21 protein-coding genes and 1 rRNA gene (1 of these 22 running past the window's edge) are annotated in these 25,227 nt (G+C 55.6%); 20 read left to right on the forward strand and 2 right to left on the reverse strand.

From position 1 onward, the window contains the following. The 13 genes from rrf to Fuma_RS20025 form a co-directional block, all read left to right on the forward strand. Positions 1-57, forward strand: a 5S ribosomal RNA gene (gene rrf / locus Fuma_RS19970) (it extends 53 nt beyond the left edge of the window). A gap of 98 nt (positions 58-155) precedes the next feature. After that, positions 156-554 (forward strand): hypothetical protein, encoded by a 399-nt coding sequence (locus Fuma_RS19975; RefSeq protein WP_145944268.1) that lies wholly within the window; start codon positions 156-158, stop codon positions 552-554. Further along, positions 551-1,552, forward strand: coding sequence for a DMT family transporter (locus tag Fuma_RS19980; protein ID WP_077025672.1), 1,002 nt, complete (start codon positions 551-553; stop codon positions 1,550-1,552). The genes Fuma_RS19975 and Fuma_RS19980 overlap by 4 nt, the downstream gene beginning before the upstream one ends. A gap of 22 nt (positions 1,553-1,574) precedes the next feature. Further along, positions 1,575-2,234, forward strand: a complete 660-nt coding sequence (locus tag Fuma_RS19985) for a bifunctional 4-hydroxy-2-oxoglutarate aldolase/2-dehydro-3-deoxy-phosphogluconate aldolase (protein WP_229360692.1) — start codon at positions 1,575-1,577, stop codon at positions 2,232-2,234. Positions 2,235-2,249: 15 nt separating this feature from the next. Next, complete coding sequence (locus tag Fuma_RS19990; protein ID WP_077025674.1) at positions 2,250-3,341, forward strand: sugar kinase; 1,092 nt, start codon at positions 2,250-2,252, stop codon at positions 3,339-3,341. Positions 3,342-3,726: 385 nt separating this feature from the next. After that, positions 3,727-4,272: a DUF6484 domain-containing protein gene (locus Fuma_RS19995; RefSeq protein ID WP_218922216.1), complete on the forward strand. Its 546-nt coding sequence runs from the start codon at positions 3,727-3,729 to the stop codon at positions 4,270-4,272. Positions 4,273-4,381: 109 nt separating this feature from the next. Beyond that, positions 4,382-5,494 carry a DUF2169 family type VI secretion system accessory protein gene (locus Fuma_RS20000; RefSeq protein WP_077025675.1) on the forward strand — a complete coding sequence of 371 codons (1,113 nt, stop codon included), beginning with the start codon at positions 4,382-4,384 and terminating at the stop codon, positions 5,492-5,494. Next, entirely contained in the window at positions 5,491-6,525 is a 1,035-nt protein-coding gene (locus Fuma_RS20005) for a beta-ketoacyl synthase N-terminal-like domain-containing protein (protein ID WP_077025676.1), read from the forward strand. Before Fuma_RS20000 ends, Fuma_RS20005 begins: the two co-directional genes overlap by 4 nt. Before the next feature lies 1 nt (position 6,526). Next, positions 6,527-7,624, forward strand: a complete 1,098-nt coding sequence (locus tag Fuma_RS20010) for a PAAR-like domain-containing protein (RefSeq protein WP_077025677.1) — start codon at positions 6,527-6,529, stop codon at positions 7,622-7,624. A gap of 24 nt (positions 7,625-7,648) precedes the next feature. Further along, complete coding sequence (locus tag Fuma_RS20015) at positions 7,649-8,557, forward strand: beta propeller repeat protein (protein WP_077025678.1); 909 nt, start codon at positions 7,649-7,651, stop codon at positions 8,555-8,557. A 307-nt stretch (positions 8,558-8,864) separates the two neighbouring features. Next, on the forward strand, positions 8,865-10,217 hold the full coding sequence (locus Fuma_RS20020) for a hypothetical protein (RefSeq protein ID WP_077025679.1): 1,353 nt from the start codon (positions 8,865-8,867) through the stop codon (positions 10,215-10,217). A gap of 268 nt (positions 10,218-10,485) precedes the next feature. After that, on the forward strand, positions 10,486-10,653 hold the full coding sequence (locus Fuma_RS35355; RefSeq protein ID WP_158521071.1) for a hypothetical protein: 168 nt from the start codon (positions 10,486-10,488) through the stop codon (positions 10,651-10,653). After that, positions 10,653-11,903 carry a TIGR02270 family protein gene (locus tag Fuma_RS20025; protein ID WP_077025680.1) on the forward strand — a complete coding sequence of 417 codons (1,251 nt, stop codon included), beginning with the start codon at positions 10,653-10,655 and terminating at the stop codon, positions 11,901-11,903. Before Fuma_RS35355 ends, Fuma_RS20025 begins: the two co-directional genes overlap by 1 nt. Before the next feature lie 70 nt (positions 11,904-11,973). On the opposite strand, the gene Fuma_RS20030 is transcribed toward Fuma_RS20025, so the two are convergent. Continuing rightward, on the reverse strand, positions 11,974-12,642 hold the full coding sequence (locus Fuma_RS20030) for a hypothetical protein (protein WP_145944269.1): 669 nt from the start codon (positions 12,640-12,642) through the stop codon (positions 11,974-11,976). Positions 12,643-12,958: 316 nt separating this feature from the next. Here Fuma_RS20030 and Fuma_RS20035 point away from each other — a divergent pair, with 316 nt between their 5' ends. The 7 genes from Fuma_RS20035 (at position 12,959) to Fuma_RS20070 (ending at position 24,383) form a co-directional block, all read left to right on the forward strand. Further along, positions 12,959-14,545, forward strand: coding sequence for an N-acyl-D-amino-acid deacylase family protein (locus Fuma_RS20035; RefSeq protein WP_077025682.1), 1,587 nt, complete (start codon positions 12,959-12,961; stop codon positions 14,543-14,545). Between the two features lie 582 nt (positions 14,546-15,127). Next, the gene (locus tag Fuma_RS20040; RefSeq protein ID WP_414655182.1) at positions 15,128-18,031 is read left to right on the forward strand and encodes a ribonucleoside-diphosphate reductase subunit alpha; all 2,904 of its coding nucleotides are present in this window, start codon (positions 15,128-15,130) and stop codon (positions 18,029-18,031) included. 329 nt (positions 18,032-18,360) lie between these two features. Then, the gene (locus Fuma_RS20045; protein ID WP_083732178.1) at positions 18,361-19,440 is read left to right on the forward strand and encodes a ribonucleotide-diphosphate reductase subunit beta; all 1,080 of its coding nucleotides are present in this window, start codon (positions 18,361-18,363) and stop codon (positions 19,438-19,440) included. 168 nt (positions 19,441-19,608) lie between these two features. Further along, positions 19,609-20,931: an outer membrane protein assembly factor BamB family protein gene (locus Fuma_RS20050; RefSeq protein ID WP_077025684.1), complete on the forward strand. Its 1,323-nt coding sequence runs from the start codon at positions 19,609-19,611 to the stop codon at positions 20,929-20,931. A gap of 278 nt (positions 20,932-21,209) precedes the next feature. Then, positions 21,210-21,695 carry a methyltransferase family protein gene (locus Fuma_RS20060; RefSeq protein WP_077025686.1) on the forward strand — a complete coding sequence of 162 codons (486 nt, stop codon included), beginning with the start codon at positions 21,210-21,212 and terminating at the stop codon, positions 21,693-21,695. Between the two features lie 401 nt (positions 21,696-22,096). Beyond that, positions 22,097-22,795 carry a hypothetical protein gene (locus Fuma_RS20065; protein WP_077025687.1) on the forward strand — a complete coding sequence of 233 codons (699 nt, stop codon included), beginning with the start codon at positions 22,097-22,099 and terminating at the stop codon, positions 22,793-22,795. 115 nt (positions 22,796-22,910) lie between these two features. After that, positions 22,911-24,383, forward strand: a complete 1,473-nt coding sequence (locus tag Fuma_RS20070; protein ID WP_083732179.1) for a sulfatase — start codon at positions 22,911-22,913, stop codon at positions 24,381-24,383. Between the two features lie 60 nt (positions 24,384-24,443). Here Fuma_RS20070 and Fuma_RS20075 read toward each other — a convergent pair whose 3' ends face one another. Then, positions 24,444-25,088 (reverse strand): class I SAM-dependent methyltransferase, encoded by a 645-nt coding sequence (locus Fuma_RS20075; RefSeq protein WP_077025688.1) that lies wholly within the window; start codon positions 25,086-25,088, stop codon positions 24,444-24,446. Between the last annotated feature and the right edge of the window lie 139 nt (positions 25,089-25,227).

Below are 25,227 nucleotides of genomic sequence, written 5' to 3' on the forward strand. Positions count from 1 at the left end.
TAAGCTCGCAAGGCCGATGATAGTGCATACCAGTGCGAAAGTAGGTTATTGCCGGGAACATTTTATTAAGCCGGATCTTAGGATCCGGCTTTTTTTATGCGCCGATCTTCGATTGGTCGGCATGTGGCGATTCAATGCGTTGTGGTGTGATCGGAATGCCTGATTCAGATTCCAGCTGGCGACGAAGAGTCCTCATTGCCGCATCTCTGCACTCCGGACTGTGGGGTGTGTTTATAATGGGCATGCCCCGGCAGTCTTCGATCGTATATGGCTTCGCTACCGTTCCTCAGGAAGTTCACTTGTGGCAAGGCGCGGGCCTTTTTATTTTTCTACTCGCCATCGGCTTTGGAATGGCGGCTTTTGACGAGCGTCAGCACTGGGGCATCGTCTTTATCGGATTACTCGCTAAAGTTTTTGGGATGGCTGGAATGGCGAGCGCCGTTTTTCGAGGGCAAGTTGCTGCTCAAGTACTGTGGCTGCTGCCTTTCAATGACTTGATCTGGATCTGGCCCTTCTTCCGGATCGTGCAACACGGAATGAAACAATCTCGATGAAGGAGCAGAAGTCGGATCGCAACATGGATGCGGTCAATGTTTCGCCCCCACTAAGCCAAAACGCTGCACCTGTGGTTGGCAATAGCGTGAATCGCGGGCTTGCGTTAGGACTTTGCTCGGCTGTTTGCTATTCCGCCGCGAACCTGGCATTGCGCGGGCTTTCTGGTCGCCACGCAGATTCGGGCTGGGAAATCTGGGTGACCGCGATGAAAGCGGGCCCAACGGTTTTGCTATCGCTCGGACTGTTGCTCAGGCTCCGATTAAGAAAAGAAGCAGCATTTCCGTCGTTTAGACCCGTTCCCTGGTTGTTGGCCGCCGCATTAATCATGCAGTTTGGTGGTAACCTTGGATTCCAATTGGCAATGGGACAAATCGGCCTCGCAATCACAGTCCCCCTCGTTTTCACGTTTATTATTATCGCTGGGGCTGCGCTGGGACGCACATTTCTAGGAGACACCGTTTCGAAACGAACGGTTGTTTCGATAATGGTGATGTTGGTCTCGATCATTCTGCTGTCCTACGCGGCCACATTGAATGCGCCGGAGCTCGGGACGGAGACGAAAGAGAAGATCGCATGGCTGGGCATCGTTCTCGCCGTCATTTCAGGAATGTCGTACGGAATCAATGGGATTGTGATCCGCCGAATTTCTCAGCGAGCCCTTCCAATTGCCTCAATGTTGTTCGTCTACAGCACGACGGGGTTGGTGCTCCTGACAGCCATTGGCTGGAACATGCTGGGCACGGAGCGAATTCTTCAGATTCAAAGGGCAGAGTGGCAGATGATGCTGGCGGCCGGTACATTCAACGCCATCGCTTTTTTTTGCGTGACCAACGCTTTGAAGTTGCTGAACATCACGCAAGTGAATGTGATTAACGCAACTCAAAACGCAATGTGTGCTGCGGGCGCGGTCATCGTTTTCTCCGAACCACATTCGATCCCAATGGTTTCCGGCATCGCTTTGTCGATTGTGGGACTGCTGCTGCTGGATCGAAAATAGAATTCTGTACAGGAGCCTCTTCTTGGAATCACAATTTCCACCGGACATGCTGCAGCGAATTGAACGCAGCGGCGTGATTTCTGTCCTGATTATCGACGACGCCTCAGATGCCGTTCCCCTGGCGAAGGCTCTGCTGGCTGGCGGCGTCGATGCCATGGAACTGACCTTACGAACCGATGCAGCGGTTGACGCTTTGCGTCGAATTCGTGACGAGGTGCCTGAAATGCTGGCCGGAATTGGCACCGTCATTAGCGTAGATCAGATTGATCCGATCGTTGCCGCCGGTGCCCAGTTTGCCGTTTCGCCGGGGCTGAATCCTCAAGTCGTGCGAAAAGCTCAACAGGCAGGTCTGCCGTTCGCACCTGGGGTAATGACGCCATCGGACATTGAGGCCGCTGTTGAACTCGGGTGCCGCGAACTCAAGTTTTTTCCCGCCGAACCGAGTGGCGGCCAGACGATGTTGAACAGTATTCGAGCTCCCTATGCCCATTTGGGCGTGCGGTTCGTTCCGTTGGGTGGCGTAAACGAAAAGAACGCGGCTTCCTGGCTGTCCAACCCCGGTGTCTTCGCTATCGGCGGGTCATGGCTGACGCCAAAGGAATGCCTTCAAAAGAAAGATTGGACGGAAGTGACTCGCCGCGCGGCCGAAGCCCGAGCCATTGCGGACAGCATTTCACCGTAGATACAGGAATTACTTATGCCACAGTTTATTACCTTCGGCGAAATCATGATGCGGATGGCTCCGCCCGGATTTCTGCGCCTGCAACAAACCCTCCCGGGAAGCCTCGACGTGACCTTCGCCGGCGCGGAAGCAAACGTGGCAGCATCATTGGCGATGTTTGGCGCAGACGTCGGCTTTGTCAGTGCATTGCCAGACAATGCGCTGACCGATGCCTGTTTAAATACGCTCCGCAGCCTAAAAATTGACACTTCGCACGTGCAACGCTCGGCAGAAGGCCGGATGGGCATTTATTTTGTAGAAGCCGGTGCTAATCAGCGGCCCAGTCGCGTGACGTATGACCGAGCCGGCTCGACCATCAGCGTGACCGACGCCAACAGTTATGAGTGGCCGACGATTTTGTCCGGAGCGAAGTCGCTGCACGTGACTGGCATTACCCCTTCGCTGTCCGAGGCAGCTGCCGATGCCACGATCGCTGCTGTTTCGACCGCACGAGAGCTAAAAGTTCAGGTTTCCTGCGACCTTAATTACCGAGCGAAACTCTGGAACTGGCGGCCGGGGACGGAGCGAAAGCAGCTTGCTGCGGAAACGATGGCGAAAATTCTTCCTTTCGTTGACATCCTGATCGCCAACGAAGCCGATTGTGGAGACGTTCTAAAGATCCACGCTGGGCACAGCGAAGTTGAATCCGGCCATGTTGAAGTCGCCGCCTATCCTGACGTTGCTCGTCAGGTCGTTGAACGGTTTCCCAACATCAGGTTCATCGCGACCACGCTGCGTGAAAGCATTTCTGCAAGCCACAATAACTGGGGCGCCATGTTATTCGATGCCGCGGACGGGAATGCTGTTTTTGCGCCGGAGGTGAAGGGCGACTACCAGCCGTACCAGATTCGCAACATTATCGATCGGGTCGGCGGAGGCGATGCATTCGGGGCCGGCCTGTTATTTGCCCTCAACCACGACGACTACGCGACTCCGCAGGAAGCTCTTCAATTCGCTACTGCAGCCTCGTGCCTGGCCCATTCGATTTCCGGCGATTTCAACTTCAGCAACCGCCAGGAAGTGGACGCGTTGATGAAGGGCTCGGCGTCCGGTCGAGTTGTCCGGTAGCACGTCAGTAATCGCAATTTGCGATATGCGTTGTACGACTTTTCCACGAACCTATTGCCTCTTCCACGAGGTTCGCCGATCATATTTTGAAGCCGCATGCCGCGCGAGATCAGCCTTTTCCTGCTATCTGAACAGTATGTACGGTCGGGGCATTTCACTTCTGGGCATGAGCAACACTCTGATCGCTAATGCAATTTCGGTTCGGCTCATTGCGAAAAACCGCAAAAAAAGGTCGCAACCGGCGGCCGGATGACGGCGATAACTCATTTGACTTGCAGTTGTTGCGGAGATTTTCTGTCGTTAGAGTGGCAACCGTGGTTCACACATCGGCACGCGGTGGATTTTCGCAATCAACAGGAATAGCGGCTGTAAGGGCTAACTGATAATGGCGACCCAAACTGATTCCACGCGCCCACCAGCTGAAGTTTCGTCTGCCAGCAGCCTGAATGACATTGTCTCGGGCACGCAAAAGTCGGCTGCAGCGGCCACCCCGCCTGCAACTTTTCCCGCTGTTCTAACAGCCACGCTGGCTGAACTTTCGGAAGACGGGCCGGTTGTCACGCTGCAAAACGGTGAGCAGCGACTCGCTCGCACAACAGTGCCGCTCACGCCGGATTCGATCGCACGAAGCGTGGTCCTCGTCTTTGAAAACGGCGACGCCAACCTTCCGATCATCATGGGAGTGATTGCGGGACAACCGTTGTTGCCGGTCCTGTTGGAAAAAAGTTCTCCGATCGTTGGTGAAGACACGACGGCGAAGGTGGACGGGGAACGAGTAATCCTGGAAGGCAAGAAAGAGATTGTGCTGAAGTGCGGCAAAGCTAGTATCACGCTTACTCGCGCCGGCAAGGTACTGATTCAGGGAGCGTACGTGTCCAGCCGATCGTCGGGCGTGCAGCGCATTCGCGGCGGTTCTGTACATATTAACTAGAGCAACTCACTTTTCATCGTGGACGGCATGGGCTCATGGGGCACCGAAACTGCTGTCAAAACGCTTCTTTCGCGGCCACAAATCAGCGAAACTCGCTGTAGACGCCACCATGCAAATCACCAACGCCACCAACATGCTGACTGGCTATACCATGGGGATGAAGCCCGATGGTCGCGAGTGCATTGTCGTTGTTGCGAAGGCAACTTTTGACATCCCTGAACCCGGCCGGTCGCTGCGTTTATCGAAGAAGCAGGCGCCACTGGTAATGGCTGACGAGTTCACCGGCGAACCCGGCTACTCCGCAACTCTTTACGAAGTCGACTACGCCCCCTTCAAGCCAAAATGTGACGTCCTCTTCAACGGCAGTGCGTATGCTCCTCGAGGACGCACGGCAGAATATGTTGACGTGAGCCTCTCCGTGGGTGAAATGACCAAGTCATTCAGCGTGGTTGGTAATCGCCACTACGGAGCCGCCAGTTACGTTTCGTTTATTCCCAGCGCACCGGAACCCTTCGAAAAACTGCCGTTCAGTTACGACAACGCATGGGGCGGCTGCGATGCCCCGGAAGACGATCCGGAAAATGGCAAAGCGTTTATGGGGAATCCCATCGGTTGCGGATACTACCCGATTTCCGTGGGTCCGGCGCTGGAAGGCAAGCCACTGCCTAACACGTTCGAAAAAGGTCGCCCGATCGATTCGCCGTCCGGAAACCACAAGCCCATGGCACTTGGCGTCGTCAGCCGCCACGCAGAACATCGTTCAAAATGGGCAGGCACCTATGACGAAGCATGGCAGGAAAACGTGTTCCCATTTTTGCCCAGAGACTTCGACGAACGATACTACCAGGCCGCTCCGGAAGATCAGCAGATTGACTATCCCGTCGGCGGCGAAGAAATCCAACTGGTGAATCTGTCGCCACACGGCCGCACGTCTTTCAAACTGCCGTCGATCGATATTCCAGTGGAATTCACCACCAACGAATTCGACCGCATTGAACAGATGGCAAAGCTGGACACGATTTTAATCGAACCGGACCTGAACCGCTTTATCCTCGTGTGGCGTACGTCGATTCAACTAAAGAAGAACATCTTCGAAATTCCATCGTGCGTGGTGGGGCGGATGTCGCGAGCGTGGTATCGAGCTCGCGATATGGGCAAGACATATTATCCGTCGCTGCAGGCCGTGGCGGCGTCGAACCGTGATGAGGACGAAGACGAATGAAGCCGATTGCTGTGATCGCAACCGGCATGGTGACCGGCGTTGGACTAACCGCACCATCCACGTGCGCGGCGATTCATTGCGCCATCGACAACTTCGCGGAGACTCGATTCATCGACAGCGGCGGTGAATGGATTGTGGCGTCCGAAGTGCCGCTCGATCCGCCGGTGCGTGGTCGAGCCAAACTGATCAAGATGGCGGCTCCGGCGATCATGGAATGCCTTTCCGCCATCAAGACATCCGTCCCGGTTTCAGTTCCGCTGCTGCTGTGCCTGAGCGAAGAAGACCGCCCCGGCCGGTTTGCGGATCTTGACGGATCAATGCTGACCGACATCGCCACCGAACTGAACGTGCCGTTTTCAAGCAAGTCGCAGGTCTTCTGCAACGGAGCCGTCGGCGGTGTGCAGGCGATTGAACGAGCGTTCGAGTTACTCAACAACGGCGGCTACGAATACGTGATTGTGACGGGCGTCGACACGTTGCTGGTCGCTGGAACACTGGCAGCTCTCGACAAAAACCACCGCCTGCTAACTCCGAGCAACTCAAACGGCTTGATCCCCGGTGAAGGAGCAGCCGCGGTGCTTTTAACGCCAGCTCCTGATCCCCAGCCGGGCCAGTTTGTGCTAAAAGGAGTAGGTTACGGTCGAGAAGAGGCGACTATACTGTCGGAAGAACCTCTCCGAGCCGACGGCATGGCTGCCGCCATCCGAGACGCCTTCCGCAACTCCGGCTGCACCTACGACGACGTCGACTACCGCATCACCGACATCAGCGGCGAACAATACGCCTTCAAGGAAGCCACGCTGGCGGCGTCTCGAACAATGAAGAAGGTCAAAGAAGAATACGACATCTGGCACCCCGCCGACTGCATCGGCGACACCGGAGCCGCCATCGTGCCCGTCATGGTGTCGGTTGGCAAAAGCGCGGCCGAAAAGGAAATCTCAAGCGGCGACGGAGTCCTGTTCCAATGCGCTAACGACGACAATCAACGAGCCGTCATCATCGGCGGTTACTTAGACCCGGAGGATTTCTAAAATGGCCAACAACGTCTTTGCTAATGGTCGAGAAATCTCCTGCAAGAAGGCGGACGGAAAGTCCATCTGCGCATTCCCAGACGTCTGCTTTACGCCGCCGGAGAATCCTGCCACACCGCCCGGTGTTCCAATCCCTTATCCCAATACCGGCATGGCCAAAGACACGACCAGCGGAAGCAAGAAAGTTCAGATTTCCAAGAAGGAAGTCCTGCTCAAGAACAAGTCCTACTTCAAGAAAAGTATGGGAGATGAAGCAGGTGCCGCCGCCAAAAAGGGTGTTCTCACCAGCACAAACCGCGGAAAAGTCTACTTCACGATGTGGTCGATGGATGTGAAAGTCGAAGGACAGAATGTTGTTCGGCACCTGGACCTGACAACACACAATCACATGTCATTTCCAGGAAATTCGCCTCCATGGGCGTATGCCGATACTCAAGCGGTGACGGCCATCAGTGATTGCGAAGATGAGGTGAAGGAAGCGAAGAACGCGTGCAGTGGAAAGGAAACCAAGAAGGCTCAATGCAATAGCAAGAAGTGCAGAGATGCAAAAAGGTGTCTGCTTATTACATACAAGCAAGGCAAACGAAAAGGGAAAAAGAGTAAGACGGGCTGTTGTCCAGGCGAGCAACCACACCATCTGGTTGAAGCGCACTGTTTCTACGAAGTCGGTTCACGGGGAAAGCCGGGGAAACGGGTAGTGAAAGCTCCTCGAGGCAAACGAGCATACAATGATGGCGACTCGCCCTGCGTCTGTGCCAAGGGGCCTCGCCATGAAAAAGAGCATGGCCAGTATCATGCGTTCCAGCAGAAACTCGAAGCAGCTCATCATTCCAAGAACGGTAGCTGGACGTACAAGGATGCAAGAAACACCGGAGTGAAGGCGCACAAGGCAGTGAATGGGCAGTGTAGCGAGGAATGTACAACGGCGCAGTTAGATGCGTATCACAAAGACCGTTGTGGCATGGATGACTCTACTCCGCTTCGCACGGACCCTCAGGCTGGAACGCGTTCTGCGGGAAATCTAAACACAAAACAGAAGAATGCCCTTCAATCCGCGATTTCAGCCATTACTGGTGGCACGACATCCGGTTCACCATAAAACGACAGAATTGAGTAGAACAGAATGGACCAGATCGCAGAGCATTTTACGTTTGTGGCAGGATTCGTAGAGAATAGGAACACGCTGCAATTGTTGGCGACCTCGGATGAGCTCACGGAAGATGGAGAAGCAAACTCCACTCTAATGAAGAAGACACTAGAGCCAAGTGCGAGAGCTGATTTTCACTTGGACTGGTTTGCGAAGCGCGCCTGCGTCACAATGCACCCCAAACGCACAGTTGTAATTGTTTCAGAGGACGGTCGCGCCCTGTATAGTTCCAGTGACGGAATGGTAACTGAGCAGGTATCAGACGAGATTCCAGCACCGCTCGGCGTAGTAAGAAATATGCGTCTGATTAACGATGAATTTGTGTGCGTTGGAATGAGCCGGCAAGTTTACCGTCGTGACAGGGAACAGGGATGGCAGAGGGAAGACGATGGCGCCCTCGCAGAACCGAGCCTCGAAGAAGTCATGGGGTTCAATGCAGTCGATGGCAATGATCTCAACAACTTGGTCGCTGTCGGCTTCGGGGGAGAAATATGGGAGCGAGAGCGAGGTGTTTGGTCTCAGGCAGAGAGTCCGACCAACCTCATGTTGAATGATGTGCGACTAGCCAAGAATAGTACTGTTTATGCCTGTGGCAAAAATGGCGTATTACTGTCAAAAGCCAATGGAGCCTGGTCTGTAATCGACCATGGCACCACGGACGACGAATTGTGGTCTCTGGAAGACTTCATGGGCCACGTTTTTGTCGCTTCATCAGACGCAGTTTATCGGCTGGAGGATACGACTTTGGAGCCGATCAACGTAACAACGAAAGATGATGCGACATTTGGATTCTTGCACGCGAACGACGGTGTCCTGCTATCAGTTGGGAGTAAGCACGTGTTTTGGTCGACCGATGCGTCAAAATGGGAGCAGATCATGAATTAACTAGGGCCAATGGTCTCCGTCCGCTCGCGAGGACAAACAAGGTGGGCATGTCGATTTTGGGGGATGTAATGCCTCCTACGCGGGCCGAGACGGTTGTTTGTCTGCAACGCTGCTTCGCGTAATTGACTAAGGAAACGTTCCGTCATTGGGGCGACGTGGCAGTCTGACTTTAGCTGGCCGAAATGACACGTTCTAGACTGCGATCCTTTCGCTGTTCCGTCGCTCGCGTAGCGAACCCAAATTTTCCTGCTTCGCCCCAGTGCTCTGTGCACGGTTCCATTTCAGTCGTCGAAACAAAGTCAGGCCAATGCCGATTGAGTTTGTTGTTAATCAGCATTGGGAAGCGGCGCTGGGACTAGCGTTGCGACGAGCGGTGGCGGTGCGTGAATGGCATTATTCGCTATGCGACATTCTCGGCCTCGACGATCAGCTTGTCACGCACCAGCAGGCGTTGCTCGGGAACGATGTGCTGAGTTCAAACTTGGCGAATGAGGCGCCGTCGGAGTACGACGTTGTATTCCTGATCACGCTATTAAATGCGGCCGCGAAGTCCGATGTTAACTGTCTGGATCTTGCTTGCAGAGTGTGTACGACAGTAAGTCACAGAACAGCCTTCTCTGATGCTCTGTCATGGCATGAATGGGACATCGCTGCACCCATTGTGGATGGACTGCTCGACACCGGGGATTCCGATCTTCAGCTCATTGGGCTGCGAGCCAGTCGCCTGCATGGCCAGCGTCTCAGCTCGGGCATTGTTGAGGTATTTAAAAAAGATGCGCCGGAACTTCCGGGCGAAGTCGCTCGTTTGGTTAGCGACCTCGCTGGTCCGGACTTTTTGGTCCTCGCGTCCCTGCTGACCGACAACTTAGACCGACCGGCTGGTCCGGCGATCAGCGAAGCCATCCTGTTACGGCATCGGGCGAGCGAACTGAAATCGCACCGCAAAGCGGCGGTTGAATGCCTGACAAATTCCGTCCTTCAAAATCCTTCCGACACCGCGTCGGGAGCACGAATGCTGATGTGTGTGCTGGAAGTCGGTGACGCTCGTGAGCTTCTCCGGCAGTTGGGCGGTGGCAATCAAGCTTCGGTCCGGGTGGCGATTCAGTGTGCGGGGTGGCTGGGCATTCCGGACAGCATCCCGTGGCTCATTCAAATGATGTCGCAACCGTTGTTTGCTCGGGTGGCGGGGGAATCGTTTTATCGGATTACCGGATTGCGACTTGATCAGCGGCCTTATGAAGGTGATTGGCCGGATGGCTTTGAAGCGGGGCCGAATGATGATCCGGAGGATGAAAACGTTGAGATGGATGAGGATGAGAATCTGCCTTGGCCGGAGCCGGGGCCGATTGCGGAGTGGTGGGAGCAGAATCCGAGTCGCTTCAAATCCAATGTAAGATATCTGTTGGGCTTTGAACTCGACAATGAAGAATGGCTACGCAAAGTTTTGGTGCTGGGACGGCAGCGGGAACGAGCGACCGCCGCTTTGGAACTGGCGATTCGCAATCCGACGGAGCCGTTATTCAATGTTGAAGAACATGGGCGGCGTCAGATGAAGAAGCTGGGCATCAAACGGCTGCCAAACGAAGAGTACCGCTGCAATCACATCGAAGCCGGTCCCGACGATCATACGTGGAAGAAGTACCTGCGGAAGAAGAAGTGAACGCTGATTATCGCAGCTCGATTAGTGTTTCTGACTGGACCGAATTCGATGTGCGGACTGTGAATCAATTTTGGAACCACGGAAGACACAGAAAACACGGAAGTGTTTCGCTCTCCTCTTTTGACTCTTCTTCCGTGTGCTCGGTGTCTTCCGTGGTTTGACTTTTGAGCACGATCCGTCATACAGATCGCGGATTGAAAACGATAAAGTCTGTAGGGTTTGTTAGCAGTCGAAGTCACGCCACTTCTGAATCGGTCAGGAACACATCATGATCGCGAAGTACATACTGCTCGGGATTGCTATCCTGTTTTGTGTTTTGGCGGGGCTGGATCTTCAGAAGTCGGGTAAGCTGTTGCCCCAGCGGAAGACTCAGTTGCTGGTCGCCGCGATCTTTCTGCTGGTTGCCGCGTTGCTGCATTTCGGAATTCTGGGTTAATGAATACGCCCATCGTCGAACCCGTCATTGCCATCCATGCCGAACACGCGGCCGATGCGTGGGCGGATCGCTGTGGCGCAGTTGAGCGGCCGGACTACTACCTGGCCGACCTGAAGCAAATTGACAACCGCATCAGTGAAAACCTGGATGGGCTGGTTGTGGCGGCATCACGCATCTGGGACTTGCTGGCTCAAGGCCTGGAAGGCGGCGAACCTGCGGCGGTGTTCACGGCAGCGGTCGTGGCTGTCACCGAAGGCAACCGCGACTGGATGTCGCAGGTGTTGGAAGTTGTTGTCGACAAGTACACTGCGAAGGCCATGGCTTCTGCCATCGCGTGGGTGGGCGCGGGCAACGATCACCGTCTGACGTCGCAGTTGCTGGCCAGTGAAAATCCATTGCACCAGCATGCGGGGCTGGCAGCCAACGCCATCCAGGGGATTGCTCTGCCGGATGATCTGTTTCAGCGAAGAGACTTAACGTCGCATCCGCGTTTTTTGAAGAGCATCGGTGAACTGGGGCTTACCAGTCTGCGACGGCCGTGTTCATCGCAGTTGTCGTCGGACAATGTCGAAGCCAGATTTTGGGCAGCTTGGTCGTGTCGATTGCTGGGCGATTCGTCGGCAAAACGTGAGCTGATGGACATTGTGACGAATGAACCAGACTTCGCAGAAAAAGCGTGTCCCTTGATCGCTCGTGGTGAAGCTTACGCCGCAACGGCCGACTGGCTGGGAAAACTGGCCGCCAATGCAGAACTGCAACGACTGGCACTGGTGACCACGGGAGCCATTGCCGACCCGGTGCTGGCTCCGTGGCTGATCGAATTTATGGCGAATGAAGAACTCGCGCCGGCGGCGGGAGAAGCGTTCAGCATGATCACGGGCGTTGACCTGGAACGAGAAGACCTGACGGTCGATGCGGGCGAGGTTGATGAATCGGCAGGAGCTTCAGACGAAGCATCCGGCAAAGCCGAGCCTGCAGATACCGACGCGCCGCTTCCGGTTCCCGATCCGTCATTAGTGAAGGGGTGGTGGGCAGAAAACGGTGGCCGTTTCAAACCGGGCAAACGATATCTCGCGGGCAAGACCATCAACCGCGACAACTTGTGGACGGTGCTAGCCGAAGGCCCGCAACGTCAAAGAGCAGCCGCCGCCATTGAACTGGCCTTGCTGGAACCCGGCAAGCCACTGTTTAACGTGCGTGCGAAAGTCGGCGATCAGGTGCGACGGATTCTGAGTCAAAGCTGCGAGTAGCGGCGAGGTGAAAGTTGCGCGTACGGAAACCCGGCTTGTTCAACATGCTGGGCTTCTACGCGGAAGCGTCTTAACCTTTGAAACCGCCCTGAGCTCGGATGGCATCCAGTGGGCTCGTTCCGGGTGGTAGAGCTTTCGATTCCTTCTTTTCCGGCTTTGCTTCTGCCGCCGGAGCTGCTTCTTCTTTCTCAGCCGGTGCTTCGGCGGGAGCGGCCGCTGCGCCACCTGCGGAAGCTCGAATTTTATCCAGCGGCGAGCCGCCAGCTGCAGGTTTTGCAGCGGAAGTTCCTCCGCCTGACGCTCGAATCTTGTCTAACGGAGATCCGCCCGCTGGAGTAGCGGCTGCGCCACCACCTGACGCTCGGATCTTATCGAGCGGTGAACCACCGGCGGCAGGCTTCGCTTTTGCTGCACCGCCACCGCGGATTTGGTCCAACGGATTGCCGCCACCAGTTTTGGCTTTGGGGGCCGCCGTCTTGGCTGCGGCGGGCTTGGCTTTGGCTTCTTCCTTTTGCTTGGGCTTCGGAGCGTCGACAACGGTCAGAAACTGCGGATCGATGTCGTACCAGGCGATGTCTTCCGGGCCGTCAAATTCCACCAGGGCGCGGCAGTTCATATTGACGGTGCGAACCTTGCCTGTGAGCGACGCGAATCGCCGTAGCTCAGGAATCTCTTCAGCCACAACCACCCATTTGTCGGTGAGTTCTCGTTTCAGTTGTTCGGCGGTTTCGATCGACATAACGTGTTTGCTGTCTGGTCGTTGGAGGTAATGATCTGCCGGTTCATCGAGCTGCGGTCGCCGGTGAATTGCCTGCGTATTCTGCTGTAGCAACGTCAGCGATTCAACCGTGGTTCGCTACCGTCAAAGTTGGCGAGTGACCTTCCGAAGACTGAGAACGGGGTGGCTTGCGTGTGGCCTACGACGGCGGCCTCATTTCCCGTCATCCGTTTCGCTTTTTTCTGCTGAATTCATGTGGCTGGCTTTTTGTTTTGCGAGGGCGGAATATGCTCGCCTCAGGCGAGAAGCCAAAATAAACAACGAATCGGGAAATGTAATGTTTGATGTGATTATTTGTGGCGGCACAGTGGTTGATGGCACGAAAGCGGCTCGGTACCGAGCGGACGTTGGCATCACAGATGACCGCATCACGGCCGTAGGAGATCTGGCCAATGCGGAAGCCGCTGCGGTGATTGATGCGACCGGGCAGATTGTTGCCCCGGGGTTTGTGGATGTGCATAACCATTCCGACGGATGGATGCTGAAGGAACCTCTGCAGGCATCGAAGACATTGCAGGGCTTCACGACAGAAGTGCTGCTGCTGGATGGAATCGGCTACGCGCCGGTCAACGAACAAACCTGGCGAGAATGGTTTTTTTACCTGCGATCGCTGGATGGGCTGCGGCTGGATGAATACGAAGGCTGGCAATCGATCCAGGAATTCATGGAATGCGTCGAAGGCCGGACGACTCAAAACGCCATGATGCACGTGCCGTATGCGAATGTACGCAGCATGTTTTGTGGATTCGGTTCTGCTCCGCCGACACCGGAGCAAATGGACGCCATCAAGGAAGAGATACGTATTGGCATGGAAGCGGGTGCAGTGGGGCTGTCGACAGGGCTGGATTACATCGCTCAGTGCTTTTCGAGTACCGAAGAACTCACCGAAGCCTGCAAACCTGTCGGTGAATTTGGCGGTCTGTACGTCACTCATATGAGGTACAAGCTGGGCATGATTCCAGCGTTGAACGAAGCGCTGCAGATCGCTCGCGAATCGGGTTCAGGGCTGCACATTTCGCACTTGAAGGCTGTTAAAGGAGCGGGCACGGATGAGCTTCTTGCGTGGCTCGAGGCTGCTCGCAAAGAAGTGCCGCTTAGCTTTGATGTGTATCCCTACATGCCAGGCTGCACCATGCTGAACTTCCTCTTGCCGTACGATATATGGGAAGACGGGCCGTTGGCCGCAATGGAAAAGCTGAACCAGCCGGGCGTAGCGGACCGGTTTGAAGAAAGCATGCAGCGGTTTATGTTCGACACAAACAAAATCCGCATCGCGTGGTTGCCGAGTAAAGAGAACTCACACCATCAGGGCAAGCTGTTAAGCGAGTACGTTGCATCAACGGGCCTTCCGGCTGGCGTAGCGTTGGTAAATCTTCTGGTTGAAGAACGGCTGTCGGTGCTCTGCGTTTATCTTGAGGGCGACGACCGTGCGATTGATCCGTTTCTGCAGCACGATCTTTACATGATGGGCAGCGACGGCATTCACGCCGACGGCGGTTCAATTCACCCTCGTCAGTTCGGTTCTGCGGCGCGGTTGCTGGGCCGATGCGTGCGGGACTATGGCCTGTTTAGCCTGGAAGATGCAGTCTACAAACTAAGCGGTCACGCGGCGGAGCGTTTCGGTTTGAAAGATCGCGGCGTGATTCGTGAAGGTGCGATCGCTGACGTCGTAGTGTTCAATCCGGACACGGTTTCCGACACCGCCACTTATGACGCTCCGCAGACATTGGCGGCGGGAATCAGTGACGTGTTGGTCGGCGGTATTCGCATCGTGCAGGGCGGCGCGGCCATCGAATTCGGCAGCAGCGAAAAGCTGCCGGGGCGGTTCGTGAAGGCGGATTGGCAGGGCTCTACGGTGAGGTGAATTGTTGGCGATTGGCTGCAGGTCAGGCTCGTGATTCTAAACAAGAGTTGAACCTAAAAAGCCAGACCGAGGCTTACCCACACGCGCACCGCGAAACTGGATTTTCAAAAAGTGCTGGAATTCTGTGGTCCGAAAAGCCTTGTGGCTCCGATCTAAAACATACACTACATTTGGTGTTGACAGTCTTTTCGCACACACTATATTGCGACCATCTGTGAACAACCGCATGTCCGCCGGAAAGGCGGTTTCTGTCACAACAGCTTGCCTGCCAACACCTTGGGGGCGGTTGAAGGTGTGATTTGACATGCCGCTTTGCAGACGTATTCTGCCCCCCGCACGGACGCCTATTCGACAGGAGGTCGACACAACATGTCAGCCAGCATTCACCCACCTGGTCTGTCAGTCCGCAGGTTTCCTGTCAGCGCATTCTGCTGAATCCCCGTGACTGTTCCAAGTGCTTGATGCTGCGCATTAATTGGCAGGATCCCCTCTGTGTCGCTCGTATCGAGCGAGCGACGGATTACTTCAAATGGACTAATTGCGCACGACGCGCAGCTTCGGCACTTGTCGGAGAAAGAGGAGTTGAATCGAATGATTCGTGCACGATCGGAATGGGTTATCCGCAAGCGAGATGGTCGCGTCGCTCCGTTTGACGACGGGCTGATTGGTCGAGCCATCGCGAATGCTTTTCGAGCCGAACTGAATCTTGCCGACGGGCAGCCGCTCGACGAAAAGATGGATGGCGAAATTCGGGAGATTACAGAAGAAGTCTCCGACGCAATTGGTGAAGAAGCCGCCACCGCGGACGGAACTGACGTTGAACGTGTGCAGGACATGGTCGAAATCCTGCTGATGAAACGCGGGCACTACCGAGTTGCTCGCCGCTATATTGTTCACCGAGCTGAACACGCAAAGATTCGTAGCCTGCAGGCTGTAGATGGTGTCGAAGACGACGCGGAATCCAAGCCACGGATTCATGTGAAGCTGGAAGACGGCGTTTCCGTTCCGTTTGACACACAGCGAATTCGTCGACGCTTTGAAATGGCGTGCAAAGGACTTGACGACTGCGAGCCGGAAAAGCTGCTCGAAGAAGTCATGAAGTCAGTCTTCGACGGCATTTCCATCGCGGAAATCTATCGCGCCATGATCCTGGCGGCTCGTTCCCGCATCGAAATCGATCCCGCCTACGATACGGTAGCTTCGCGGCTGCTGCGAATGGTGATCGCCAACGAAGCACTGGGAAGTGCTCCACTGGATGCTGACGAACAGGACAAGCTGTACCGCAACCAGTTTGAACACTACATCATCGACGGCATCGTTGCCGATCGACTGACGTCCGATCTGCGCCAGTACGACCTCACCAAACTGGCGAACGCTCTGCAGCCCGAACGCGACAGCTTGTTCAAGTACCCCGGCATTCAGGCGGTGTACGACCGCTATCTGCTGCACATCGATGGTCGCCGGATCGAAATGCCGCAGTACTTCTGGATGCGAGTCTGCATGGGACTCGCCATCAATGAGGACAACAAAGAAGAACGGGCAATCGAGTTCTATAACCTGTTGTCCAGCATGCGGTTTACGTCCGCTACGCCGACGCTGTTTAATTCAGCGACGAAGCATCCTCAGCTAAGTTCCTGCTACCTGTCTACGGTCAGCGACAATCTGGAACACATCTTCAAGTGTGTTTCGGACAACGCCAAGCTGAGCAAGTGGGCGGGCGGTCTGGGTAACGACTGGACTAACATCCGAGCGACCAATTCCTACATCAAGGGAACAAACGGCCGCAGTCAGGGTGTAATTCCGTTTCTGAAGGTTGTCAACGACACCGCTGTCGCCGTCAATCAGGGCGGAAAACGCAAGGGAGCCGTGTGTTCGTACTTGGAAACGTGGCACCTGGACCTGGAAGAGTTTCTGGACCTGCGAAAGAACACCGGGGACGATCGCCGTCGTACGCACGACATGCACACGGCGAACTGGATTCCCGACCTGTTCATGAAGCGAGTCCAGAACAACGAAGAATGGACTCTGTTCAGCCCTGACGAAGTGCCAGATTTGCACGACCTTGTCGGCAAGGCATTCGTTGAACGCTACGAGTACTACGAGCAGCTGGCCGACGAAGGCAAGATGGACATTTTTCGTCGCCTGCCTGCCGTCGAGCTGTGGCGTAAGATGCTGACTCGCGTCTTCGAAACCGGGCATCCGTGGATTACGTGGAAGGATCCTTCCAACATCCGCTCGCCTCAGGACCATTGCGGTGTTGTTCACAGCAGTAATCTGTGTACAGAAATTCTGCTGAATACGTCCGCCAGCGAAACGGCCGTCTGCAACCTGGGTTCCATCAATCTGTGGAAGCATGTGGTTGACGGACAGCTTGACCTGAAGATGCTGGAAGACACCGTCCGCACCGCAATGCGAATGCTGGATAATGTCATCGACATCAACTACTACCCAACCGAAGAAGCGAAGAATTCGAATCAGAAACATCGCCCGGTGGGCCTTGGTCTGATGGGTTTCCAGGACGCTCTGGCCGCGATGAACATCAGCTACGCTTCTCCGGAAGCTGTTGAGTTTGCCGACCGCAGCATGGAAGCGATTTCGTACTTCGCCATTCTGGGTTCCAGCGATCTGGCGGCTGAACGAGGCACGTATTCATCGTACTCCGGTTCGAAATGGGATCGTGGCCTGCTGCCGATCGACACGATGGATCTGCTGGAAAGCGAACGAGGCGTTCCGATTGATGTCGACCGATCTGCTCAGCTTGATTGGGAACTGGTTCGCAAACGAATTGCCGAAAACGGCATGCGTAACAGCAACTGCATGGCGATCGCTCCCACGGCTACGATTTCCACCATCATCGGTGTGTCTCAGTCGATCGAACCGATCTACAAGCATCTGTACGTGAAGAGCAACCTGTCTGGCGAATTTACGCATGTGAATACGTCGCTGGTGAACGAGCTAAAGTCACGTGGCTTGTGGGATCAGGACATGCTGAACGATCTGAAGTACTTCGATGGTACGCTGACAGACATCCCACGCATTCCGGCCGACGTGAAGGCTCGCTTCCTGACGTCATTCGAAGTCGATCCAAAGTGGATCATCGAATGTGCAGCTCGACGCCAGAAGTGGATCGACATGGGTCAGTCGTTGAACCTGTACATGTGCGAACCAAGTGGCCGCAAGCTGCACGACATGTACATGCTGGCATGGCAGAAGGGCCTGAAGACGACCTACTACCTGCGTACGCTGGCCGCGACTCAGATCGAAAAGTCGACTGTCGACGTCAACCGCTATGGTGTTCAGCCACGCTGGATGAAGAACAAGAGTGCTTCCGGCGATGTGGCAATGAACCGCGACAGTGCGGAAACGCAAATGAGAACCGACGCTCCGGAATCACCGGTTGGCTCGCCTCATCCCGTGCCGGCTACAGACATGACGAACGTGCAAGCGTGTAGTCTGGACGACCCGGACTGCGAAGCCTGCCAATAGCATAAGCCAAGGGACGTAAGTCCTTCGATTTCTTATTAGCCAACGACTGCGATTGTCTCCTCTCCCCATAAAAGGGGGGAGGGGCCGTCGCCAGGCTTTGGTGAAACGAAAGAGCTTGTGCGCTGGAACTTAGCTGGCCGCGTTCACGACCATTTGCTGCCATCAAAACGGTTTCTGATCGCTGAATCGACATAGCTTGCCTGAACGGCAAGTTGGGCGACCCGGTCAAATTTGAGATCAAAGAATTCGACTTTGGGCCATGAACTTTGGCCCCTCATGACTAAACTCTCAGCAACGCATACACCCCATAACCACAAGGACGCAAGTTTATGTCAACCACCACTGCAACCAATGACATTCCCACCACCGAAGAAGAACTCCTTGTCGGAGCGGACGGTCGCTTCAAAGCCACTGAAAAGCGTCTGATCAATTGTGCTCAGGTCGACGTCAACCAGTTGATGCCCATCAAATACAACTGGGCGTGGGAACACTACCTGAACGGCTGTGCTAATCACTGGATGCCCACCGAAGTTCCGATGAACCGCGACGTGGAAATCTGGCGTTCGAGCAAGCTGACGGATGATGAACGCCGCGTCATCATGAGAAATCTTGGCTTCTTTTCGACGGCCGAATCTTTGGTTGGCAACAACCTGGTGCTGGCAATCTTCAAGCACGTAACGAATGCCGAATGCCGTCAGTATCTGCTGCGTCAGGCGTTTGAAGAAGCCGTCCACAGCCACACGTTTCTATACATCGTGGAAAGCCTGGGCCTGAATGAAGGCGAAATCTTCAACATGTATCGTGAGATCCCCACGATCGCGAAGAAGGACGCTTTCGAAATGGAACTGACGGCGGAAGTTCTCGACCCGGACTTCACAACCGACACGTTCGAAGGCCAGCAGGCATTTCTGAAGAACCTGATCGGTTACTACGTAATCATGGAAGGCATTTTCTTCTACAGCGGTTTCGTCATGCTGTTGTCTTTCCACCGCCGCAACATGATGCCTGGTATCGGCGAACAGGTTCAATACATCCTGCGAGACGAAACCATTCACCTGAACTTCGGCATCGACCTGATCAATGGCATCAAGGCCGAGAATCCCGATCTGTGGACTCCGGAATTCCAGGAAGCCATGATCACTCGCATTAAGGCGGCCGTAGAACTGGAAGTCGAATATGCTGAATCCTGCCTGCCACGCGGTGTACTCGGCCTAAACGCAGACCTGTTCCGCGACTACGTACAGCACGTTGCTGACCGACGCCTGGAACGCATCGGCCTGCCGGTTCAGTACGGTTCACCGAACCCGTTCGCATGGATGAGCGAAACCATTGACCTGGGCAAAGAAAAGAACTTCTTTGAAACTCGAGTCACCGAATACCAGACCGGTGGCTCGCTGAGCTGGGACTAGTTTTCACCGAAGACTACAAGCAACCAGACGCCCGGCTTTTTCCGAAAGCCGGGCTTTTTTTTTTGCGCACCACGATCGCTGTCGCCGGACGCTTCGACTTCCATCTGCAATATCGGCACAATAAGAATCCAGCCTTCCCCATTCTGTGTCCCCCACCGGAGACTATTGATGTTGTCGCCTCGAGTATTCTCTGCCCTCTTGCTGCTCTCAACTTTCTGTAACCAGCTCCAAGCCAGTGAGACATGGCCGGAATGGCGTGGCCCTTCGGGGCAGGGGCATGCCGACGCCGCTAACCTGCCGGTGTCGTGGGGTGAAGATGAAAACGTCGCGTGGAAAACAGAGATCGTTGGCCGCGGCTGGTCGACTCCGGTGATCGCCGACGGCGTGGTGTGGGTGACCACGGCAACTCACGTGCCCGCTTCCAAAGAAGAAGCAAAGATTCGTCGCAAGACATCGACCAATTCGATGCCGCTAACGATTTCGGATTCAGCCAGCTTTCGAGTCGTCTCACTGGACCTTGCGTCCGGAAAAATCCTGAGCGACACCGAGGTCTTCACGGAGATCGATCCGCAGATGATCCACGTCGACAACAGCTATGCGACGCCGACGCCGATTATTGAGGACGGTCGACTGTATTGTCACTACGGTCCGTACGGGATCGTGTGCGTAGATACGGCGACGCACAAAGTGCTGTGGGAAAACCGCACGTTGCGAGTCAAGCACGAAAACGGGCCGGGAAGTTCGCCGATTCTGTGGAACGACGTATTGATCATTCACTGTGACGGCATCGATCAGCAATACATCGTGGCACTGAATAAACAAACGGGCAAAGAAGCGTGGAAGACGGCTCGCAGCGGAAAGATGCACGATGAGCCGCAAATGAAAAAGTCTTATGCCACCTCGCTGGTAGCGGATGTGAACGGCGCCCCGCAGGTGATTTCGCCAGCTGCTGACTGGGTGTATGCCTATGATCCAGATACGGGCAAAGAGCTATGGAAGCTGGATTATGGTCAGCTGGGGTTCTCGAACTCGGCTCGCCCGGTTGCCGGCCACGGCTTGGTTTACATTTGCACCGGCTATGCAAAATCGCATCTGCTTGCGATCAAGCCGCCTTCGGCGAAAGATGAGAATCCAGAAGTCGTATGGAAGTCCACGAAGCAAGTTCCGAACGTTTCGAGTCCGCTGTTGATCGGGGACGAATTGTACTTCGTGTCCGACAATGGAATCGCCACTTGTCTTGATGCGAAGACCGGCGAATCGCATTGGACCGCTCGCATCGGCAGCCGTTTTTGGGCATCGCCAATTTATGCCGACGGCCGCATTTACTTTTTCGACCGCAGTAGCACGACGACCGTAATCACCCCCGGCCGCGAATTCAAAAAGCTCGCCACAAACAAGCTCACCGGCGAACAACTCTCCGGAGCAGCCCCCGTCGATGGCTCGCTGCTGATCCGCACCAGCGACGCGCTGTATTGCCTGAAAAACAAATGAGTCGACAGGCGAAACATCGTCCCTTCGACCTTCGGCAGTTTCTGCACCAGAATCGTTTTTCGGTGCAGATTTCTGCTAGAGTGGCGGGCCGCGCGTCGAATTGGCAAACGGCGCTTCCGGAAAATGTTCGATATGACGGAGAGGGCACGATCAGAAGTCGGATGGAATTCTGTTTGGCCACTGCCGTTCCAGCCACTGATGGCCGCGAAGCATGGCGTTCGAATAAAGGCAACGCCGCCCCAAAGCCCGACCGTTCCTGACTCACCAGAATCCGCCGTATGTCTTCTCAAACAGATGAACTCCGAAGCCCTGGCGTGAATTTTCCACCTCCCATTCTGTTTGTAATCTCGGGTTATTGCGGTTCGGCCATCGAAGCAAATGTTCCTGTACCGTTAAGTACGGTCGTCGTCGTCCCCGCACAAGTTCCTCTGGGCTGGAGTACCGTCGCTTTAGGAACCGCGTTACTCGGGTGGGCACTTGTGACATTCGTTTGGATGAAGACCGCGATCTATCCCAACCGCCCCGCGCGGCAATTGGTGGCTCAAGGACCGTATCGATTCAGTCGCAACCCCATGTATGTGGCCCTCACGGTAATCACCGTGGGAGTCAGCCTGCTGGCCGACAACCTTTGGATGCTAACGCTGCTGCCGCTAGTGCTGATTGCATTGACGAAGCTGGTGATCCAGCCGGAAGAACGATACCTCGCCGAAACATTTGGCGCGTCGTATCAAAGCTATCAGGCTCGCGTTCGTCGGTGGCTTTGATCCCACCCGGGGCGATCAAAATTCATCGCCAGGTCGCAGATCAAGGGCGGCAGCGAAGCAGGTCCGGCCGCGAGTCGCTTGCGACGGCCCTTCGGAGTCTTCACAATCGGGGCCGTTCTAGCAGTTTACCTTTTGCCGTAAACGGTTCGGGCTCGTGGGAAACAGCCTTCATGTTCCGAAACACTTGCTCCGCGGCCACAAGTCAGCGAGTTTCGCTGTAAAGTCGACAACGCCTGCGTTTTTCGCGGCACCGATTGGGAGAAGCAGCGATTAAAGGTCCAATACTTCAGTACGAACTCCGCATTCGTCGGCTGTGGAAATGCCCCAAATGTGGACGAACCACGCAGACGCGCGGGCACGTCACGTCTCGGTGGTGCACCTGCGCCGACCCGAAACCGCTGATGCAGTTGGTCGACCCGCCGCCCGTTTCCCCCTTCGATGCAACTCCGTTCGCCACTTACACGACCGAGGAATACACAACCCCCACAGAAGCGGAGCTCGTCGAAGAATTGCCGCTGGAGTTGCTGCCGGAAGGTCAGGAACTGCCCGTCCCACCAGCGGAAAAGCCGCTGCGGCGAGGCACCGGCTATCTCCGAGCGGAAAGCGCGCCGGAAGGCCCAGCGCAAGACGACAAGTCACTTGAAGAAAGTGATTTTGGAGCAGGCCTGGACGACACAACACCGACCGAATCTCCGGCGGCACAAACCGGCGCTGCAATTCCGAAGAGCACGAACGACGCCATAGCGGCGGCGAGCGACACGTCGGTTATTGATGCCAATCTGAAATCCGATTCACCGAGAGATGAACCAAACAAACGTCGTCGCAAGCGTTCACGACGACGAGGAGCGAAGGGGCGTCCCGGCGCGCCGACGGAAAGTGATGCATCGCCTGCCGCACAGTCGGTCACGTCGAATACGGCAGACGTAACAGCCAGCAACACAACTGAGGCATCCGCGTCCACATCGTCGTCGCCGGAATCCGACGCCAGCACTGACAAAGCCAAACCAGCGGGGCAAGGCCGAAAACGCAGGGGGCGAAAGCGGCGTCGGCGCGGGAAGGGAACCGGCGGTTCGTCGGGCGACGCACAGGCTCCATCCTGAAGTCGACCTGATTGGCAACGTTCACGATTTCGGTCCAGGCAACAACAAATTAAAAGGCGGTGCACCCGTCGCCGATTAACGCCGCGACCACCGGCCGCGCACTTCCGGAGAAAACATGGGTATTCGAATTCAAACGCCGGTCGTTCTGTTCCTCGCGGCATTGCAGTTTGCCTGCACCACGCAGCTTCAGGCAGCGCCGAAGTACAACGTACTGTTCATTATTTCTGACGACCTGACTGCGACCGCGCTATCGTGCTACGGCAATAAGGTTTGCAGCACTCCAAATATAGACGCCATTGCTGCGCGAGGCACTCGGTTTACGCGAGCGTACTGCCAGGGAACGTACTGCGGACCATCACGAGCTTCGCTGTTGTCCGGCTACTATCCGCACGCAACCGGCGTGCTGGGCTATACGAGTCCGCGGCCGCAGATTGGTGATCGAGCGACGTGGCCACAGCATTTCAAGAACCACGACTACTACACGGCTCGCGTGAGCAAGATCTATCACATGGGTGTGCCCGGAGGCGTGTTGATTGGCGGCGATGGTCGAGACCACAACAACTATAACGGAGCTGACGATGAGGCATCATGGACAGAACGCTTCAACAGTCCCGGCCCGGAATGGAAGGCTCCTGGCGATGGCGAAACGCTGGAAGGCAACCCGAACGGTAAGAAGCCCGTCGTCGGCGGAAACACGTTTGTGGTGGTGGAAGCGGACGGCGACGACGAAACTCATTCTGACGGTATGACGGCTGCTAAAGCAGTCGAACTGATTGAACACCACAAAGACGAACCGTATTGGCTGGGCGTCGGATTTGTTCGACCGCACGTCCCGTTTGTGGCTCCTAAAACTTATTACCCGCCGTTCAAACCGTATGAAAAAATGGTACTGCCGGAAAAACGGCCGGGCGACTGGGATGACATTCCCAAGGCGGGAATCAACTACAAAACCAGCAAGAACATGAAGATGGATATTCGGCGCCAGAAGAAGGCCATGGGCGGTTACTACGCGTCGGTGGCCTTCATGGACGCTCAGGTGGGCAAGGTTATGGCGGCTCTGGAGAAGTCTGGCGCGGCGGATCGCACGATCGTAATTTTCACCAGCGATCACGGATATCATCTTGGCGAACACGACTTCTGGGCGAAGGTCAGCCTGCGCGATGAGTCTGCGGCGGTGCCGCTGATTATGAGCGTGCCCGGCAAGAAGCCCGCCGTCTGTAACAGCCTTGTCGAATTACTGGACTTGTACCCAACGATCTCAAAACTGTGCGGCCTGCCGGTGCCGGATCGCATTCAGGGCAAAGACATTTCACCAATGCTGGATTCGCCCGACCACACGGTACGAGACGCCGCGTTCAGCGTCGCCCCGTCTCGCAAGGGCTTCCTGCTGCGAGAAGATAAGTGGGCGTACATTCAGTACAAAGAAGACGCTTCGGGGGGAATTGAATTGTTCGACACAGAACAGGATCCGCAACAGTTCACAAACCTTGCTGAGCATCCCGAACACGCACAGGTGGTGCAGCGTTTTCGCAAAAAGATGACGGCCAAGCTGGCCTCCGTCCGCCAGAACGACCTTGCCACGCCGTAACTTAGTCAGCCGAAGCCAGCCCCTCTCCAGTTGACGTAATGTTCGCGGCCAACATGCGCATCAGTCGACAGAGGCCGGTGGTCTGAGCACGAGTAGCTGAAATTCAGCCAGCGATGCTGGTGGCTGGATCGCACCGGCCTGATCGCGTTGTTCTACCTGCCAGCCGCCATCGCGAGCCATCGCGACAAAGGCGGCGGCGTTCTGACGCCCCGGGTCGCCCAGCCAGAATTCACCATCTCCGTTCAAGGCCGACCTCGCAAATTTGAGCAACGGCGCGTGGAGTGCTGTATCGTAGAGAAGGTCACTGGCTAACAGGACGTCAAAGGTTTCATCCGGTGACTCCCGGATATCCACGGCACGCCCTTTTGCGGCAGCGAACCCGTTAGCAGCAGCGTTTTGGACGGCCAGCGATACCGCATCCGGAACCACGTCACTGAATGTCAGGTCAAGTCCCGCCATTAACCCGGCGACCCCGACCAGCCCCGCTCCACAGCCCAACTCCAGGGCTTTTGTGCCTGCAGGCCAGTGGTGATTCAGAACACATTCGGCACAGGGCAGGGCAGCGTCCCACAGGATTCCCCAATACGGATCATGACTTCCTTCAGCTTCGGCCGCCGCATTCAGCAGTGACTCGGGATCGGCGGGCACGCTGAGGACAATCGAACGACCGGCGACGGCTATGTGTTGCGTCGTCAATGAGTTCATGTTGATTCCGGTATTGGTCTGTGCGCACAGCGAAGCATTCATGAAACATCCAGGCAGCTTCTTAGCAACACGATCAAGTTACCGTTTATCGCTGCCGTTTGACGGCTTCGACGTCGGATAAAGCTCGAAATCACCAAGC

Origin of the sequence: Fuerstiella marisgermanici, assembly GCF_001983935.1 — a bacterium.
Classification (GTDB): domain Bacteria; phylum Planctomycetota; class Planctomycetia; order Planctomycetales; family Planctomycetaceae; genus Fuerstiella; species Fuerstiella marisgermanici.